The 15,889-nt window shown below is 63.2% G+C and carries 14 protein-coding genes and 4 pseudogenes; 7 read left to right on the forward strand and 11 right to left on the reverse strand.

Features of this window, described 5'->3' with window-relative positions:
• Positions 1-15: 15 nt before the first annotated feature.
• The 3 genes and pseudogenes from D1F64_RS25450 to D1F64_RS13650 form a co-directional block, all read right to left on the reverse strand.
• Positions 16-459 carry a DnaJ domain-containing protein gene (locus D1F64_RS25450; RefSeq protein WP_205470472.1) on the reverse strand — a complete coding sequence of 148 codons (444 nt, stop codon included), beginning with the start codon at positions 457-459 and terminating at the stop codon, positions 16-18.
• Positions 420-680: a hypothetical protein gene (locus D1F64_RS25455; protein WP_205470473.1), complete on the reverse strand. Its 261-nt coding sequence runs from the start codon at positions 678-680 to the stop codon at positions 420-422. Before D1F64_RS25455 ends, D1F64_RS25450 begins: the two co-directional genes overlap by 40 nt.
• Before the next feature lie 68 nt (positions 681-748).
• Positions 749-1,475 (reverse strand): annotated as a pseudogene (locus D1F64_RS13650) (VWA domain-containing protein).
• 168 nt (positions 1,476-1,643) lie between these two features.
• Between D1F64_RS13650 and panC the strand changes: the two are divergent.
• Positions 1,644-2,509 (forward strand): annotated as a pseudogene (gene panC / locus D1F64_RS13655) (pantoate--beta-alanine ligase).
• A gap of 12 nt (positions 2,510-2,521) precedes the next feature.
• Here the strand turns inward: panC and D1F64_RS13660 are convergent.
• Both D1F64_RS13660 and D1F64_RS13665 read right to left on the reverse strand, forming a co-directional pair.
• Positions 2,522-2,956, reverse strand: a complete 435-nt coding sequence (locus tag D1F64_RS13660) for a DUF1489 family protein (RefSeq protein WP_117414601.1) — start codon at positions 2,954-2,956, stop codon at positions 2,522-2,524.
• Positions 2,957-3,031: 75 nt separating this feature from the next.
• Positions 3,032-3,535 carry a c-type cytochrome gene (locus tag D1F64_RS13665; protein ID WP_117412881.1) on the reverse strand — a complete coding sequence of 168 codons (504 nt, stop codon included), beginning with the start codon at positions 3,533-3,535 and terminating at the stop codon, positions 3,032-3,034.
• 247 nt (positions 3,536-3,782) lie between these two features.
• On the opposite strand from D1F64_RS13665, the gene D1F64_RS13670 reads away from it, so the two are divergent.
• From D1F64_RS13670 to D1F64_RS13680, 3 genes are all read left to right on the forward strand, one after another.
• Positions 3,783-4,100: a hypothetical protein gene (locus D1F64_RS13670; protein WP_162901547.1), complete on the forward strand. Its 318-nt coding sequence runs from the start codon at positions 3,783-3,785 to the stop codon at positions 4,098-4,100.
• 55 nt (positions 4,101-4,155) lie between these two features.
• The gene (locus tag D1F64_RS13675) at positions 4,156-4,443 is read left to right on the forward strand and encodes a coiled coil domain-containing protein (protein WP_117412883.1); all 288 of its coding nucleotides are present in this window, start codon (positions 4,156-4,158) and stop codon (positions 4,441-4,443) included.
• Positions 4,444-4,563: 120 nt separating this feature from the next.
• A complete protein-coding gene (locus D1F64_RS13680) occupies positions 4,564-5,025 on the forward strand; it encodes a hypothetical protein (protein ID WP_117412884.1) in 462 nt (153 codons plus the stop codon).
• A gap of 119 nt (positions 5,026-5,144) precedes the next feature.
• Here D1F64_RS13680 and D1F64_RS13685 read toward each other — a convergent pair.
• Positions 5,145-7,075: pseudogene (locus D1F64_RS13685) on the reverse strand (acetyl-CoA carboxylase biotin carboxylase subunit).
• Between the two features lie 100 nt (positions 7,076-7,175).
• Positions 7,176-8,069, reverse strand: a complete 894-nt coding sequence (locus D1F64_RS13690) for an MBL fold metallo-hydrolase (protein WP_117412885.1) — start codon at positions 8,067-8,069, stop codon at positions 7,176-7,178.
• A gap of 102 nt (positions 8,070-8,171) precedes the next feature.
• Here D1F64_RS13690 and D1F64_RS13695 point away from each other — a divergent pair, with 102 nt between their 5' ends.
• The 3 genes and pseudogenes from D1F64_RS13695 to D1F64_RS13705 all read left to right on the forward strand — a co-directional run bounded on the left by D1F64_RS13695 (position 8,172) and on the right by D1F64_RS13705 (position 9,984).
• A complete protein-coding gene (locus D1F64_RS13695; protein ID WP_117412886.1) occupies positions 8,172-8,510 on the forward strand; it encodes a metalloregulator ArsR/SmtB family transcription factor in 339 nt (112 codons plus the stop codon).
• Positions 8,511-8,618: 108 nt separating this feature from the next.
• A complete protein-coding gene (locus D1F64_RS13700; RefSeq protein ID WP_117412887.1) occupies positions 8,619-9,158 on the forward strand; it encodes a rhodanese family protein in 540 nt (179 codons plus the stop codon).
• Positions 9,159-9,163: 5 nt separating this feature from the next.
• Positions 9,164-9,984: pseudogene (locus D1F64_RS13705) on the forward strand (sulfite exporter TauE/SafE family protein).
• A gap of 22 nt (positions 9,985-10,006) precedes the next feature.
• On the opposite strand, the gene D1F64_RS13710 reads toward D1F64_RS13705, so the two are convergent.
• The 4 genes from D1F64_RS13710 to D1F64_RS13725 form a co-directional block, all read right to left on the reverse strand.
• Positions 10,007-11,404, reverse strand: coding sequence for an L-serine ammonia-lyase (locus D1F64_RS13710; RefSeq protein ID WP_117414602.1), 1,398 nt, complete (start codon positions 11,402-11,404; stop codon positions 10,007-10,009).
• Positions 11,405-11,531: 127 nt separating this feature from the next.
• Entirely contained in the window at positions 11,532-12,458 is a 927-nt protein-coding gene (locus tag D1F64_RS13715; RefSeq protein WP_117412888.1) for a response regulator, read from the reverse strand.
• Positions 12,459-12,464: 6 nt separating this feature from the next.
• Positions 12,465-14,096 carry a PAS-domain containing protein gene (locus tag D1F64_RS13720; RefSeq protein ID WP_117412889.1) on the reverse strand — a complete coding sequence of 544 codons (1,632 nt, stop codon included), beginning with the start codon at positions 14,094-14,096 and terminating at the stop codon, positions 12,465-12,467.
• Between the two features lie 153 nt (positions 14,097-14,249).
• Positions 14,250-15,794: a carboxyl transferase domain-containing protein gene (locus tag D1F64_RS13725; protein WP_205470798.1), complete on the reverse strand. Its 1,545-nt coding sequence runs from the start codon at positions 15,792-15,794 to the stop codon at positions 14,250-14,252.
• Positions 15,795-15,889 lie beyond the last annotated feature (95 nt).

The raw sequence follows: 15,889 nt of genomic DNA on the forward strand, positions 1-15,889 counted from the left end.
TAATGTGTACCGGCATCAGTAATGCGTACCGGAGGACCCATGTCTCCTCAAAAGCCTGTCTTTGGCCTCGTTGATTTTGGCCGCAAGGAACGTCGTTCCTCCCTGGTCGGGGTGCAGCCTTTTCATAAGGCGTCGATGCGCTTCCCGGACTTCCGCCTCACCGGCGCCGGGCGCAAGCCCAAGAACCTGGTAGGCCTCCTCATCGGTCATGGGGCCCGCGCTCGTCGCTGCGCCCTGCCCCGATGCGCCATTCGCCTCGAAGTCTTCACGCCATCCGGGCATCCGGCGATCAAGATAGGCTTCGAGTAGCGCGACGCTCTGCGCGTCGGCCGCGATTTCGCTGAGCAGCGCCTGCAGGTCGTCGGGCGCCAGATCGTCAAGCGCGCGGCCCTCGAAACTTCCCGCGATCACCATGCCGGTCAGCGTGCCGCTGTCGTGATCGAGCTCCATTTCCAACATTGCGGAACGCACCTGCGACCGCTGTCCGCCGGAATGGCTCCCCCGCCGACACGGCCAAAGCCAGGCACGCCGCCCCAGCCGAGCAGCGACAGGGCGAAGGCCCCAAGCGGCAATGCGAAGGCCCAGCGGCCGGTGAAGACCAGCACGCCCGCCACGGCGAGCATCGCCAGCCCGGCGGCAACGCGCATTTGCCCGGCGAGCCGGCGCGGATCCGCCTGCACGAAGGCGTTGACCGCGACCAGCCCAGAAACAGCGCCGCGACACCAAAAAAGAAAAGTCCCATGTCGCTCTACCGCAATTGTTCGATGAGGAGCCGCGCGCCTGCGCCACCCCGGTTGCCCATGTCGGCGAGCGCCTTGCGCCCACCGGCGGCGTATACAGCGACCGCCCTCAGGAGATCGCGCAGTTCCTTCGCGGACGCCGAGCTGAAACGGCAGTAGGCGCCGTTGGTCAGCCGGGCGATCTCGCGAAACGCCGCCTCCGCCGCGGAATCGTGCCCTTCCTGAAACATGAAGGCGGGCACGCCGAGCAGGCCCAGTTCCCCGCCTTCGCGCACAGTGAATCGACACTCTCCTCCATGCAGTCGCCCACATAAACCAGCGCTTGCACCTTGCGCGCGCGCGTCTCGCTTGCGGCATGCTTGAGAACCTTGCCGATCTGCGTGTGCCCGCCGCGGCAATCGATCCGCGTCATCAGGCTGGCCAGCCCTTGGCGTTGCCGACCCATTTGCTGGCCCGGCATTCCCCGAACCCCCGGAAATACACAAGCTGGATATCGAGCCCGCCGATGCGCCCGGCCTCCTCAAACATCTCCGCCTGAATGGAACAGGCGCGGTCCCAGGTCGGCTGGCGGCTCATCGTCGCGTCGAGCGCAAAGATCAGCCGGCCGTTACCGTCGGCCTTCGGCGCGAATGTCCGCGTCCGCTGCACGAAGGCGTCCACCTCGGCGGAACTGGAGGGAGATGTGACCTTCGTCGCCGCGGTTTTGGTGCGTGTGGGTGTCTTCGGATCCGCCATACCGTGCCGCGTTCCTCTTTCGGGTTTTCTAAATGTGGCGCGATGTCACCGCTGCCGCAAGGATGCCGATCACAAAACCTGACATTCCAGCGGCTTATCACCCGTGCAATCCGATCGCCCGTCTGTTAAATCATCGCCCGACGGGCATCAGATTTCGAGAGACCTTCCATGACTTCGGACACGCCTTCGGCAACCGCGCCGGCCATCATCCGAACCATTGCCGCGCTTCAGGCCTGGTCCGACGAGCAAAAGAAAAACGGTCACCGCATCGCCATGGTGCCGACCATGGGGGCGCTGCATGCCGGTCATCTGGCGCTGGTCGAAGAGGCGTCGAAACTGGCCGATCGCGTCATCGTGACGATCTTCGTCAATCCGACGCAATTCGCGCCGGGTGAGGATCTCGACGCCTATCCGCGCACCGAAGCCCGCGACATCGCCAAGCTGAAGCCACTGGGCGTCGATGTGGTCTTCGCGCCCAACGCCAGAGAGATGTATCCGCAAGGCTTCGCGACGGAGATAGTCGTTGGGGCCCCTCGCTCGGGCTTGAAACAGATTTCCGGCCGCATTTCTTCAAGGGCGTCGCCACGATCGTCGCCAAGCTGCTTAGCGCCGGGCGACCGGACATGGCGATCTTTGGCGAGAAGGACTATCAGCAGCTTCTGGTGATCCGGCAGATGGTCCGCGATCTCAATCTGGGCATCGAGATCCGCGGCGCAACCACCATCCGCGAGGCCGATGGCTTGGCCCTGTCGTCGCGCAACGCCTACCTGAGCGCCGAGGAACGCGCCACCGCGGCCATCCTGCCGGCAACGCTCAAGTCACTCATCGGACGGTTGAAGACGGGCACGGATGCGGCAACAGCCTTGGGCGATGGCCGCGCAGCACTGGAAGCCGCCGGCTTCAATGTCGACTATCTCGCGCTGCGCGACGCGGAGACGCTTGCGGCGATCGACACGCCCGGTGATCGCCCGATGCGCGTGCTCGCCGCCGTCCGTATCGGCACGACGCGGCTGATCGACAACATGCCGGTGTAGGGAAGCCGCAGCCTAAAGCAGACCCAGTTTCGCCAGTTCGCGCTGCATCTCAATGGGCATTTCGTCGTCACCCGTGGATTTGCGGATGTCCGGTGGCGCATCGTCGCTCGTGAGATAGCGCCAGCCCTGAAACGGCCTACGGGGCTGCATGCGGGTGAGCACCAGCTTCGGCTCCAGCACCAGATCGCAGCGCTTGATTCCGGCCTCGTCCTTGAACGGGCGGATGTCCACAAGCCGCTGGCGCACCTGAATTTTGCCCTTGATCACCCAGTAGAGCGAGCCGCCGTCCAGCAACTCATCGCGCCGCGTGGGCACCATGCGGGTCGTGTGCGTGCGCTCGAAATCGATTCCCTGAGCGCGTGCCTCGTCGCGGCGGAAATCAGCCCAGGCCTTGAGGTCCTCGACCGAATCGACGCCGACGCACAATTTCACCAGGTTCAGGGTCATGCCCATGATTTAGCAGGCGGGCGGCCGTGGCAAAGCGCTACGGCGGTTGTGCACAGGCCGCCCCGTCAGGCGCGTCTATTGCGGATCGGCGACCATCTGACCGGGTGGCAGAATGCGGCTGATGAAGGTCGGCACGACGTCACCGGGACCGAACGGACCCGGGACCTCGTTCGACACCGCAGGTAAGGTTTTCAGATAGAGCACAATCGCCATCGCGTCGTCCGGCGTCAGTTGGGCGAAGGAGCGCCAGGGCATCGCCGGCGCCAACATGCGCCCGTCGGGGCGTTCGCCGGTCTGAAGCGCGGTGACGATCTGCTCGTTCGTCCAGTCGCCCAGCCCGGTCTCCTTGTCCGGCGTAAGATTCGGCCCCGCGAAGGCACCCATACCCGGGATTTCAAAGGCGACCTCGGAACCGCTCAACATGTGCGCCATATCGGGCTTGCCGAAGAAATACCCCGGCGTGTGGCAATCATTGCAACCCATGAGCGCCACGAGGTACTTGCCGCGCTCGACCGCCTCGTCGGCGCGCGCCGATCCTACCGACAGCGTCACTGCGAGACCGGCAAGCGCCGCAAGCATCGAAACAAATCTGGATTTCATGGATATCCCCATTTCTGTCACCGGACATCGTGTCCGGCGCCAATAGCCTTGCGGTATTGGCGGATTTGACGCTGTGATATCCGTCACGCATTCGATCCCCGGACCGCAAATATCAGAAGACCCAGCCTATTGCTCGAGTGTCGCCAATTCTTCCAGCGCCACCACCGCCGCACCTTGGGCGACCTGATTGCCGACCGTGTGCGCCCGTTACGCGGGCGGCGACCGAATGCTCCATCTTCACCGCCTCGACGATAAACAACGGCTCGCCGCGGAGAGCCGCCGACGGCTCGTCAAAACGACGATCACCTTGCCGTGCATTGGGGTGCACCATACCACGCCCATCCACGTCCTTCGCGTCACGAGCAAGCGCATCGGTGAGTTCGACCTTGATGGCGCGGCCGCGTTCCAGCGCAGAGACGGCATCGCCCGCGGCTCAAGCCGCGTGCGCGCCTCTATCCACCGCAATCAGCAACAATGGAACTCGAAACCGGTCCGAGGCGTTGTTCTAACTCAATGCACCGTACGTGGTTTCATGATCCTTTGAGGCTGAGCTCTCCAGGGAGGACACCCGTACACCGCAGGAAACGGAGACGAGAAAAATGAGCATGAAAGACGCATACGAAGCCAAGCTTCAGGCACGGCTTGACGAATGGAACGCGGAAATCGACCGCCTCAAGGCAAAGGCCGACGAAGCCCAGGCGGATGCACAGATCGCGTACAACAAGCAGATCGACCAGTTGCGCGAGCAACAAAAGGACGCGCAAGCAAAGCTCGAGGAGTTGCAGCGTACCAGCGAGACGGCCTGGGAGGATCTCAAGGCCGGCATGGAGAGCGCCTGGGACAGCCTCGAAAACGCCGTGCGCACAGCGACATCCCGGTTCGGATAAGCCGGCCGTTCTGGCGCAAGAGACATGCGGGACGCAATTCGGAGCCAAGGCACCGCTTTCCAGCCCGGACGGGCACGGCCGGGCAAAGGAGGATTCAACAACACGGAGAAACTCGAAGATATGAGAAAGATGACAACGGCCCTCCTGCTCTCGGCGTCTTTGGGCGCCACCGTCTTGCCGGCCACCGCGGCCGATGGCAAGGACCCGGTCAGCAGCGAACAAATGCGCAAGGAGATCTCGGAGGCCGTCACCGCGATCAAGGAGTATTCGTTGGAGCGCCGCGACCAGGCATTGGCCGAGACCCGCGCCGCCCTCGACAAGCTCGACTCGCAGATCGAGCAAAAGGCTGAGGCCTTGCGGAACAAATGGGGCGAGATGAGCACGACCGCGCGCCAGGCCGCCGCTGAATCCCTGCAAGAACTGCGTGACAGACGAAACCGGCTCGGCGAATGGTACGGCGCGCTGAGGTACGGCGCTGATTCTGCCTGGGATGACATCAAGCGCGGCTTTTCCGACGCCTATGCCGATCTGGAAGCGGCCTGGGATGCCGGGAAGCCGGAGCAAGCAGAGAAAGCGAAATAAAGGTCAGGCCTGGGCCAACCCGCTCGGGCACCCTGACCGGCCTATGTCACCCAATACATGAGCATCGCACGTGCGGGCGATTGATGCCGGGGATCTGTCGCAAACCCCGGGCGGTCGTCTCACACCAAAGTGTCGCTTTCTTCCAGCACCACCACCGCAGCGCCTTGGGCGACCTGATCGCCGACGGCGGCAGCGATGCTGGCCACAATGCCATCGCGCGGGGCGGAGACCGAATGCTCCATCTTCATCGCCTCGACAATAAACAACGGCTCGCCACGGAGAACCGCCGCCCCGGCTCCACAAAGACGGCGATTACCTTGCCGTGCATCGGCGCCTGCACCACGCCATGCCCTCCCACGTCCTCCGCGTCGCGGGCCAGCGCATCGGTGAGTTCGACCTTGATGGCGCGGCCGCCTTCCAGCGCATAGACGGCATCGCCCGCGCGCAGCACCGCGCCTGTGTCCCCTGCCGCCTGCGCTTCGCGCTTCTGCCAATCGATGCGGATCTCGCGGTCCTCGCCGTCGACGCTGACGCGGACTCCAACCTCGCGCGGACCTGACAACTGGAAAGCATCACGCGCCAACCACGGATCGCGCCAACCGCCGCCACTTCCGCCCGCCGCCTCCTCGACACCCGAAAGCAGGCTATCGACAGCGGCGGCGACCGTGTCATCGGACACCGAGCCTTGCGTGAGCGCGCCAAGCTCGCGATCGATCAGTCCGGTGTCGAAGGCTCCAGCACGCACAAGGGGATGATCGATCAGCTGGCGCAGGAACGCCAGATTGCTGCGCGGCCCGGCAACGACCGTGCCCGCCAGCGCATCGTGCATGCGATCCAGCGCCTCATCCCGGTCCGCGCCGTGGGTGATGATCTTCGCGATCATCGGATCGTAGTAGGGAGAGACCTGCGCCCCCTCCTCCACGCCGGTGTCCACGCGCACGCCCTCGCCTTCGGGCAAGCGCAGGATATCGAGCCGTCCGGCGGACGGCAGAAATCCGTTGTCGGGATCCTCGGCGTAGAGCCGGACCTCGATGGCATGACCCTGGAGCGTCAGCGCCGCCTGGTTGGCCGGCAGCGGCTCGCCGGAGGCGACGCGCAACTGCCACTCGACCAGATCCGTGCCGGTGACGCATTCGGTCACCGGATGCTCCACTTGCAGGCGGGTGTTCATTTCCATGAACCAGAAGCCGTCAGCCTTCAGTTCGCCCGTGCCCTCGGCGATGAACTCCACCGTGCCGGCGCCCGAATAGCCCACCGCCTTGGCGGCGGCGACCGCGGCCTTGCCCATCGTCTCGCGCACGGCGTCCGGAATGCCCGGCGCGGGCGCTTCCTCGATCACCTTCTGGTGACGTCGCTGGGCCGAACAGTCGCGCTCGAACAGGTGCACGGCCTCGCCGTGATTGTCGGCGAAGACCTGGATCTCGATATGACGGGGATTCTTGACGAATTTCTCGATCAGCACATGCGGATCGCCGAACGCCGATTGCGCCTCGCGCTGCGCGGCCTCCAGACCGGCGATGAAATCCACCGCCTTGTCGATGCGCCGCATGCCCTTTCCGCCGCCACCGGCCACGGCCTTGATCAGCACCGGATAGCCGGTCTCATAGGCCTTCTGCTTGAGAAACTCCGGCTCCTGCCGGTCGCCGTAGTAGCCTGGCACCACCGGAACCTTCGCCTTTTCCATCAAGGCCTTGGCGCCGTCCTTGAGGCCCATGGCCCGGATGGCGGACGCGGGCGGACCGACGAACACCAGCCCCGCCTTGGCGCATGCCTCGGCAAAGGCGGCATTCTCGGAAAGGAACCCGTAGCCGGGATGAACCGCCTGCGCGCCGGTCTGTTTGGCCGCGGCGATGATCCTGTCCGCGACGAGATAGGATTCGGACGCCGGCGCCGCGCCGATGGCCACGGCCTCATCGGCAAGCCGCACGTGCAACGCATCCGCGTCCGCCGCCGAGTAGACGGCAATGGTGCGCAAGCCCATGCGGCGCGCCGTGCGGATGATCCGGCAGGCGATCTCGCCCCGGTTGGCGATCAATACCGATGACAGCATGGCGTGCCTGTTTCCTCCGGTCCGCGCAGTCGTGTTGCGGTCAAGGAAACCCGTTCGCCGCAAGATGACAAGAGCAAAGCGGCGAAAAGCAACAATCCGTTCAACCGGCCAGCTTCACGGGAATTTTCAGGTAGGTAACACCGTTGGATTCGGCGGGAGGCAGCTTGCCGGCGCGGATGTTCACCTGGATCGAGGGCATCAGAAGCGCCGGGGCGGACAGCGTCGCGTCACGGGCCTCGCGCATCGCCACATAGTCGTCCTCGGACGTGCCGCCGCCGATGTGGATATTGTCGCGCTTTTCTTCCGCAACCGTAGTCTCCCACGCATAGGCGTCGCGTCCCGGCGCCTTGTAGTCGTGGCACATGAACAGCCGCGTGTCGTCCGGCAGGCTCAGCAGCCGCTGCATCGAGCGATAGAGCTGGCGCGCGTCGCCGCCGGGAAAATCCGCCCGCGCGGTGCCGAAGTCCGGCATGAACAGCGTGTCACCAACGAACACCGCATCGCCGATCCTGTAGGAAATGCAGGCGGGCGTGTGCCCCGGCGTGGCGATGATCTCGATTCGCAGATCGCCGATTTCCAGAACCTCGCCATCGGAGAACAGGTGATCGAACTCGGAGCCGTCGCCCTTGAGGTCAGTGGCGTTGAACACAGGGCGGAAGATTTTCTGGACATCGCGAATATGCTCACCGATTCCCACCTTGGCCCCGGTCTTCAGCTTGATATAGGGCGCGCCGGACAAATGGTCGGCATGGGCGTGGGTCTCCAGCACCCATTCGATATCAAGTCCGTTGGCCTGCGCCACCTGAAGGATCAGGTCCGCCGCATCCGTTGCCGCCTCGCCCGATGTGTGGTCATAGTTCAACACCGGATCGATCACCGCCGCCTTGGCGCTCCGCGGATCCCAAACGAGATAGCTCACCGTATTGGTTGGCTCATCGAAAAATGCCTGGATCTCTGGCGCGACCGTGGAATGGGACATACCGGTTTCGGGCATGGGAGTATCCTCTCGACATCGATAATCAGTGGCAATCTTCTCAATTGACACATATATGAGCCATAACTAAATTAGCAATATCTAATTTTACCGGATAACGACATGCAGCCGACCGCAGAACAGATCGACCTGGGCGCCCGCGCAGAAGAAGCCACCCGGCTCCTCAAGCTGCTGGCCAATGAAAAGCGGCTGCGCATCCTGTGCGAGCTCGCCAATCACGGGGAGCTTTCCGTCACCGAGCTTTCCGAGATGATCGGGCTCGGCCAGTCCGCGCTGTCGCAGCATCTGGCGAAGATGCGCGCCGAAGGGCTGGTGGCGTTCCGCCGCGATGCCCAGACGCTCTTCTATTTTGTCGCCAATGACGACGCGGGCCGGATCCTGCATTTGCTGAAGGAAATCTTCTGCGATCCTCCTGCCGCCAAGCCCACGAAGACTCAGTAGCACATCGCGTCCGCGCCACACGGATGAACGCTGGCGCGCGACGCCGACGATGCGACCCATCATGACCGGCCTCCATTGCGCCGCATGTCCAGCCGGAAGGAACCTCCCATGAGCCTGACATCCATCACGCCGCAGCAGGCGCGGGATCTTCATGGCCGCGGCGCGCTGCTGATCGATGTGCGCGAGCCGGGCGAATTCGCCCGTGAGCACATCCCCGGCGCGCAACTGCATCCGCTTTCCAGGCTCAAAACGTTGAGGCCAGACACCGGCAACGCCGAAATCGTCGTCTTCATGTGCCAGTCGGGCATGCGTACCGGCGCGGCGGCGGGCAACCTGAAGTCGGCGATCGACTGCGAGGCCTACATCCTGGAAGGTGGCCTCTCGGCCTGGAAACAGGCCGGCCTGCCGACCGAGCGGAAGGAAGGCGCCTCGCTGAGCCTGATGCGGCAGGTGCTGATCACTGCCGGCGGTGTCATCGTGCTGGGATGCGCCCTGGGGCTCCTGGTTGATCCGCTGTGGCACCTGGTGTCGGGTGCCGCGGGTCTCGGTCTGCTCTCCGCAGGCCTGACGGGCATCTGCCCTCTCGCCACAGCATTGAGCCGCATGCCCTGGAACGCCGCCAAGCCGGCAAGTGGCGTGATCGAGTAGACCCGATGGAGTCTGTCCTCGGGTTTCTTGACGCAGGATCGTTGGGAGCGAATCTTGAAGCCATTGCCGCCGGCGGTCTCGTCGGCCTGTCACTGGGCCTGATCGGCGGTGGAGGCTCGATCCTCGCCGTTCCGCTTCTCGTCTACGTGGTGGGCGTTGAAAACCCGCATGTCGCCATTGGTACCAGCGCGCTTGCGGTTGCCGTCAGCGCCGGAGCCAACCTTATCGGTCATGCCCGCAAGGGAACCGTGAAGTGGCCCTGCGCCATGGTCTTCGCGGCGACCGGCATTCTGGGGGCGGCCATCGGCTCATCGCTGGGCAAGGCGTTTGACGGCGAGCGGCTGCTGGCGCTTTTCGGTCTCATCACGGTCGTGGTCGGCCTGTCGATGCTGCGGCGAAAATCGTCCTCCGACGATCCGCAGGTCGCGCTCACCCGTCTCAATGCCACCCGCCTGTTGCCGCGCCTGATCGGCTCCAGCCTCGGCGTCGGCGCGCTGGCGGGATTCTTCGGCATCGGCGGCGGGTTTCTGATCGTGCCTGGGCTGATCGCAGCCACCGCCATGCCAATGCTCAACGCCGTAGGATCCTCGCTTGTCTCCGTCACGGCTTTCGGACTGACGACGGCCACGAACTACGCCCTTTCAGGGCTGGTCGACTGGGCCTGGCGATGGAGTTCATTGCCGGCGGCATCCTGGGAGGACTGATTGGCACATGGGGCGCCGCAAGGCTCGGCGGCACCGCGCGCCATCTCACGCTGGTCTTCTCGGCGGCGGTGGTGATGGTCGGTATCTACATGCTCGTCAAGGGCTTGCCGGCGCTTTTGTAAGCGCTGAAAGGCCCACAGACGCTCAGCAGGCCACCACGTTGACGGCAAGACCGCCGGTGGAGGTCTCCTTGTATTTGTCACTCATGTCACGGCCGGTATCGCGCATGGTGGCGATGCAGGTGTCCAGCGGCACGAAATGCGTACCGTCACCGCGCAACGCGAGCGACGCCGCCGTCACGGCCTTCACCGCGCCCAGCGAATTGCGCTCGATACAGGGGATCTGCACCAGCCCGCCCACGGGATCGCAGGTCATCCCAAGATGATGTTCCAGCGCAATTTCCGCCGCATTCTCGATTTGCGCGTTGGTGCCGCCAAGGGCCGCGCACAGGCCCGCCGCCGCCATGGCCGCGGCCGATCCGACCTCGCCCTGACAGCCGACTTCCGCGCCCGAGATCGACGCATTGTGCTTGATGATGCCGCCGATCGCGGCGGAGGTGAGCAGGAAGGTTCGAACGCCCTCGCGGTCAGCCGCAACGCAGTGATCCTGATAATAGCGAATGACCGCCGGAATGACACCCGCCGCGCCGTTGGTCGGCGCCGTAACCACCCGGCCACCGGCCGCATTCTCCTCGTTCACCGCCATGGCATAGACCCCGAGCCAGTCCATCACCCGGTGCGGCTGGGGCATGTTGAAGCTTTTTTCATCCACCAGCTGGTCATGGATGCCCTTGGCGCGGCGCTTCACCTTCAGCCCGCCGGGAAGCACCCCGTCCCGCTCCAGTCCACGATCGATGCAGTCGCTCATCACGGTCCAGATTCGGTCGAGCCCTTCCACCAGTTCGTCGCGTCCCATGCGCGCGATCTCATTGGCGCGCTTCATCTCGGCAATGGTCAGTCCGCTCTTGTCGCCCATGTCGAGCATGGCGACGGCGGATGCGAATGGATAGGGAACCGCGACGCCATCCGTCCGCGCCTCGCGATCAAGCGCCTTGAGCTCGTCGGCGGAGAGCACAAACCCACCGCCAATCGAATAATAGGTCTGCGAGAAGGCAACGTTGTCATGCGCATCAAGGGCGGCAAACACCATACCGTTGGCATGTCCGGGCAACGCCGGGCCATAATCGAAGATAATGTCGCCCTGAGGATCGAAGGCCAGCACCCCGAGAGGCTCAAGCGCTACGGCCTGGGCCGTTTGCGCGCGCGCGAGCAACCCCTCGACGTCTTCGGGTTCGATGGCATCCGGCTTCGCGCCATGCAGGCCGAGCACGATGGCACGGTCGGTGCCGTGCCCCTTGCCAGTGAATGCCAGCGAACCGTAAAGCGTCACCCGGATGCGTTCCGGCTTGCCCGCGCCGGGTGCGGGCTGGCCCATACCCGACAAGGCCTCCAAAAAGCGAGCCGCGCCGACCATCGGCCCAACCGTATGAGAGGACGACGGACCGATTCCGATTTTGAACAACTCGAAGACAGACAAAAACATGCGCGCTCTTTCCATGACCGAGCGTCAGCATGCCGTGAATCTCAAGGATGCGCCAGAGGGGATGCGGTGAAACCCGGCTGCCATTGTTGCGCCTGCGCCGCAACAATGGCCAAGCATAGGGATGCAATCAGCCGCTGTTAGCCCGAACGGGCACCTTTTTCGGCTCCGGCGCCTTTGAAGACGCGGGCGCCGCCGCCGTCACGGCGGCACTTGAGGCCGGCTTCACGGCCTTTCCGCCCTCCGACAGCCTCTCCATGATCACCTTGAAGATCTCGACCGGACGGAACGGAAACTCGATGCACTGGTCCACGCCCAACTCCATCAGCGCCTCGCGCGCGTCCTTCGACATATGCGCCGGGATCAGCACCACCACCTTGGACGATTTATCCTTATGCATGGTGGTCGCGAGATATTTCAACCAGAAGTGCACAATTTTGCCGTAGATCAGGAAATTCACATCGGCATGATCGCTACGGAACACAGAGTTCTTGAGCGTCTCCTCATGATGCACCGAGACCTCGCAGCCCAGTTCGGTGAGCGCGGAGCTGATCGGCCCCACCATGCTGGAGTTTCCGGTGACGATGGAAACCTTCAGCGCGGTCTTCACCTTTTGACTGGACCCGATGGATTGATACAGCTTGACCAGTTCCTGGCTGGCGATCGCGGTCATCCGCTCGACTTCGCCAAAACGTGATTTCAGTGTCGCCAGCAGCATGTCGAAATCGAGCGGCTTCGTCAGATAGTCATCCGCCCCCGCCTGCTTGCCATCGATGATATCCCCGCGGCTGGCGCGAGCGGTGAGGAAAATAAACGGTACGCGCGCCAATTCCGGCATCGTCGCGCGGACATGCGTGAGCAGTGCGGGACCGTCCATTTCCGGCATCATGATGTCGCACAGGATCAGGTCCGGTTGCACGCCCTTCAGCTTCTCGATCGCGTCCAATCCGTTGCAGGCTGGAATCGCCTCGTATCCGGCGTCCGTCAGCTCATCGACCAGATCCGCCCGGATCAGCTCTTCATCCTCCACGCAGAGGACCTTGTATTTGTCTGCCATTGCCTTCTACCTCGCCCCCGCCGCAGCCGTTTTCACCACAAGCGCGCCTGAGTCTGCCTGCGCGCCGATCGCCTCGTCCTGTGCATATGGCAGCTTGAGGACAACGGTCGTCCCCTCGCCAACGGTGCTTTCCACCTCGATCTTGCCGTGGTGCTGCTCCATGACCATCTCGGTCAAATTCAGCCCGATGCCCGTACCCGGGATGCCGCTGGAGGTGGAGGCACGGAAGTAGCGGCCGAAAATCTTGCTGATCTCGTTTTTCGGAATGCCGACGCCGAAATCGCTCACCCTGATCTCCACGTAGCGGCCCTCGACATGCGCCTTGACCTCGATCCTGTCCCCGCCAGGCGAATATTTGATGGCATTGCCAAGCACGTTGAGCACGCACTGCTCGATCATCCGCCTGTCGATGTTCAGCACCACACCGTCAATGTCGAAGGACGTCTCGATCCGGTGCGAGGTGTGGACCTGTGCCTGCTGACGGCAGATCGCGCCAAGCAGCGCGTCAAGCGGTTGTAGCGTCGGTTCGATTTCCATGTTTCCGGAATGTGCGCCGGAGGAGTCGATGAACCGGTCGATGAGATACTGCATGCGGCCGACGGCATCACGAATTCGTGTGACCCGCTCCAGTACGTCCAGCGGCTCCAGCCTGTCGATACGCCGCTTCAGCCGCTGGGCCGCACCGTCGATGATCGCCAGCGGGGTGCGAAACTCGTGCGAGGCCATGGAAACGAACTCGCGCTGCATCTCGTTGAGACGCTTCTCCTTGCGCAAATGCTTCACCAGTTGATCCGCGTGAGCGCGCAACGTCTTGTTCTGTTTCTTGAAGTCGGAGATATCGGCAAACACGACAATGTGGCCGCCGTGGGATACCGGCGAACTCTGTACGCGGATCCATTTGTTGGCGAACATCCGGTGGTCGCTTTCCACCGCGACATGCTCGAAGAACGCATCCTTGTCCACTCCCTCGGAGTGATCGACAGTCCTGGCCGCCGCGGAGCCAAGCGGAATGACGCTGGCAATTGTGCGCTTGTCGCGGATATGGCCTTCGATTTCGGGAAACAGGCGCTTCATGGCGTCGTTGGCCAGCGTGAGCACGCCATCGCGGTCGGTCATCACCAGACCGTCGGGGATGGCGTCCACCGCGCTGGACAACAGGTCGTGACTTGCCTTCAGGTCCCGCGCCTGCACCTCCAACCGGCCGGCAAGATCGTCCCGGTTCTCGGCCAGATAGCGCTCGGCCGCACGCTCGATGGTCACATCGGTCACGATGGTCATGAAACCGCCGTTCTCCAGCGGCGTGCCTCGCAGCCGCAGCACCGTGCCGTCTGCATGTTGCTTTTCCAGATCGTGCGCCTCGCCATTCTTCAGAATGGCGATACGCTCCCGCGCAACTTCCTCCGGATCGCCCGGTCCATAGTAGCCGCGGCGCGCATGTTCCGCGATCATGTCCGCGAAATTGTAGGTGCCATCAAGCAGCGCTTGCGGCAGATCGAGAAGCTCAACCGCGCGCTGATTGGCCAACAACAGCTTGAAATCCTTGTCGATGACAGAGACACCTTGATGGGTTGTATCGAGCAGCTGCGACAGCAGAGGAAGCAGCTGGTCGCTCTCGGCAATGAAATGCTCGCCTGCCATGACTCACTACATCCTCCACAACTAAAATTTGCAGAGCGACTATCCGGCCTGACCAGTTAAACATAAGTAAAAAATGGAAATAAGGAAATTTATACGTATGAGAAAATACTTATTCTTGATTTATAGTCAAAGTAACTAGAATTTTATTTAATATTACATCCTGAAGACGCCGAATTTTGTTTCTGGAACCGGTGCGTTGAGCGCGGCGGAAAACGCCAGTCCCAGCACGCGACGGGTTTCCGACGGCGCGATGATGCCATCGTCCCACAACCGCGCGGTGGCATGGTAAGGATGCCCCTCTTGCTCATAGAGATCCCGGATTGGCGCCTTGAAGGCCTCCTCCTCCTCCGCGCTCCATGCGCCGCCGTCCGCTTCGATGTTGTCGCGCTTGACCGTCGCAAGCACCGACGCCGCCTGCTCGCCGCCCATCACGGAAATCCGGGCATTGGGCCACATGAACAGGAACCGGGGGCTGTAGGCGCGTCCGCACATGCCGTAGTTGCCCGCCCCATACGAACCGCCGACGATGACGGTGACCTTTGGGACCTGCGCGCAGGCGACGGCGGTGACCAGCTTGGCGCCGTCCTTGGCGATGCCGCCGGCCTCATAGTCGCGTCCCACCATGAAGCCGGTGATGTTCTGGAGAAACAGCAGCGGGATGCGCCGCTGACAGCACAACTCGATGAAATGCGCGCCCTTCAGTGCGGATTCAGAAAACAGGATGCCGTTGTTGGCGATGATCCCGACAGGCATGCCCTCGATCCTGGCAAAGCCCGTGACCAGCGTCGTGCCGTAGAGCTTCTTGAATTCGTCGAACTCGGAGCCGTCGACCAGCCGCGCGATCACCTCACGCGCGTCATACTGCTTTTTCAGATCCGCCGGCACGACACCGTCCAGTTCCGAAGGGTCATAGAGCGGCGCGCGCGGCGGCTGCAACGCAATATCGGGGCGCTTCTCGCCGTTCAGATTTGCAATACAGCGGCGCGCCATGGCCAGCGCCTGCTCGTCATCGAGCGCATAATGATCCGCAACGCCGGATGTCCTGGCATGCACGTCCGCGCCGCCCAGATCCTCGGCGGAAACCTCCTCACCCGTCGCCGCCTTCACCAGCGGCGGACCGGCGAGAAAAATCGTACCTTGCCTGCGCACAATGATCGTCTCGTCGGACATGGCCGGTACATAGGCACCGCCGGCGGTGCACGATCCCATGACCACGGCGATCTGGGCGATTCCCATCGCCGACATGTTGGCCTGGTTGAAGAAGATGCGGCCGAAATGCTCGCGGTCGGGAAACACGTCGGTCTGGTTCGGCAGGTTGGCGCCACCTGAATCCACCAGGTAAATGCACGGCAAGCGGTTCTCGCGCGCTATTTCCTGGGCGCGCAGGTGCTTCTTCACCGTCATCGGGTAATAGGTCCCGCCCTTGATGGTCGCATCGTTGCACACGATCATGCACTCACGCCCCGAGACGCGGCCGATCCCGGTGATCAGTCCCGCACCATGGATCGCGTCGTTGTACAGACCGTGCGCGGCGAGCGGCGAGAGTTCGAGAAACGGCGTCCCCGGATCGATCAGCCGCAGGACGCGCTCGCGCGGCAGCAACTTGCCGCGCGAAAGATGCCTTTCGCGGGCACGCGCCGGTCCGCCGGCGGCTGCCTCCGCGCGCTTGGCCTTCAAATCGTCGATCAGCAATTGCATGTCGGCCGCCTGGTGGCGGAATGCATCGGATGCCGGGGAGATATCGGATTTCACAACCGCCACGCGTAAGCCTTTCCTTGCAATCGATCTTTTTA

This window comes from Breoghania sp. L-A4, assembly GCF_003432385.1.
Taxonomy (GTDB): domain Bacteria; phylum Pseudomonadota; class Alphaproteobacteria; order Rhizobiales; family Stappiaceae; genus Breoghania.

Coding starts and splice junctions, on each gene's coding strand:
- D1F64_RS25450 (WP_205470472.1), bottom strand. CDS start 459: ATGTTGGAAATGGAGCTCGATCACGACAGCGGCACGCTGACCGGCATG.
- D1F64_RS13660 (WP_117414601.1), bottom strand. CDS start 2,956: ATGACCCTGAACCTGGTGAAATTGTGCGTCGGCGTCGATTCGGTCGAG.
- D1F64_RS13665 (WP_117412881.1), bottom strand. CDS start 3,535: ATGCTTGCGGCGCTTGCCGGTCTCGCAGTGACGCTGTCGGTAGGATCG.
- D1F64_RS13670 (WP_162901547.1), top strand. CDS start 3,783: ATGCTCCATCTTCACCGCCTCGACGATAAACAACGGCTCGCCGCGGAG.
- D1F64_RS13675 (WP_117412883.1), top strand. CDS start 4,156: ATGAGCATGAAAGACGCATACGAAGCCAAGCTTCAGGCACGGCTTGAC.
- D1F64_RS13680 (WP_117412884.1), top strand. CDS start 4,564: ATGAGAAAGATGACAACGGCCCTCCTGCTCTCGGCGTCTTTGGGCGCC.
- D1F64_RS13690 (WP_117412885.1), bottom strand. CDS start 8,069: ATGCCCGAAACCGGTATGTCCCATTCCACGGTCGCGCCAGAGATCCAG.
- D1F64_RS13695 (WP_117412886.1), top strand. CDS start 8,172: ATGCAGCCGACCGCAGAACAGATCGACCTGGGCGCCCGCGCAGAAGAA.
- D1F64_RS13700 (WP_117412887.1), top strand. CDS start 8,619: ATGAGCCTGACATCCATCACGCCGCAGCAGGCGCGGGATCTTCATGGC.
- D1F64_RS13710 (WP_117414602.1), bottom strand. CDS start 11,404: ATGTTTTTGTCTGTCTTCGAGTTGTTCAAAATCGGAATCGGTCCGTCG.
- D1F64_RS13715 (WP_117412888.1), bottom strand. CDS start 12,458: ATGGCAGACAAATACAAGGTCCTCTGCGTGGAGGATGAAGAGCTGATC.
- D1F64_RS13720 (WP_117412889.1), bottom strand. CDS start 14,096: ATGGCAGGCGAGCATTTCATTGCCGAGAGCGACCAGCTGCTTCCTCTG.
- D1F64_RS13725 (WP_205470798.1), bottom strand. CDS start 15,794: ATGCAATTGCTGATCGACGATTTGAAGGCCAAGCGCGCGGAGGCAGCC.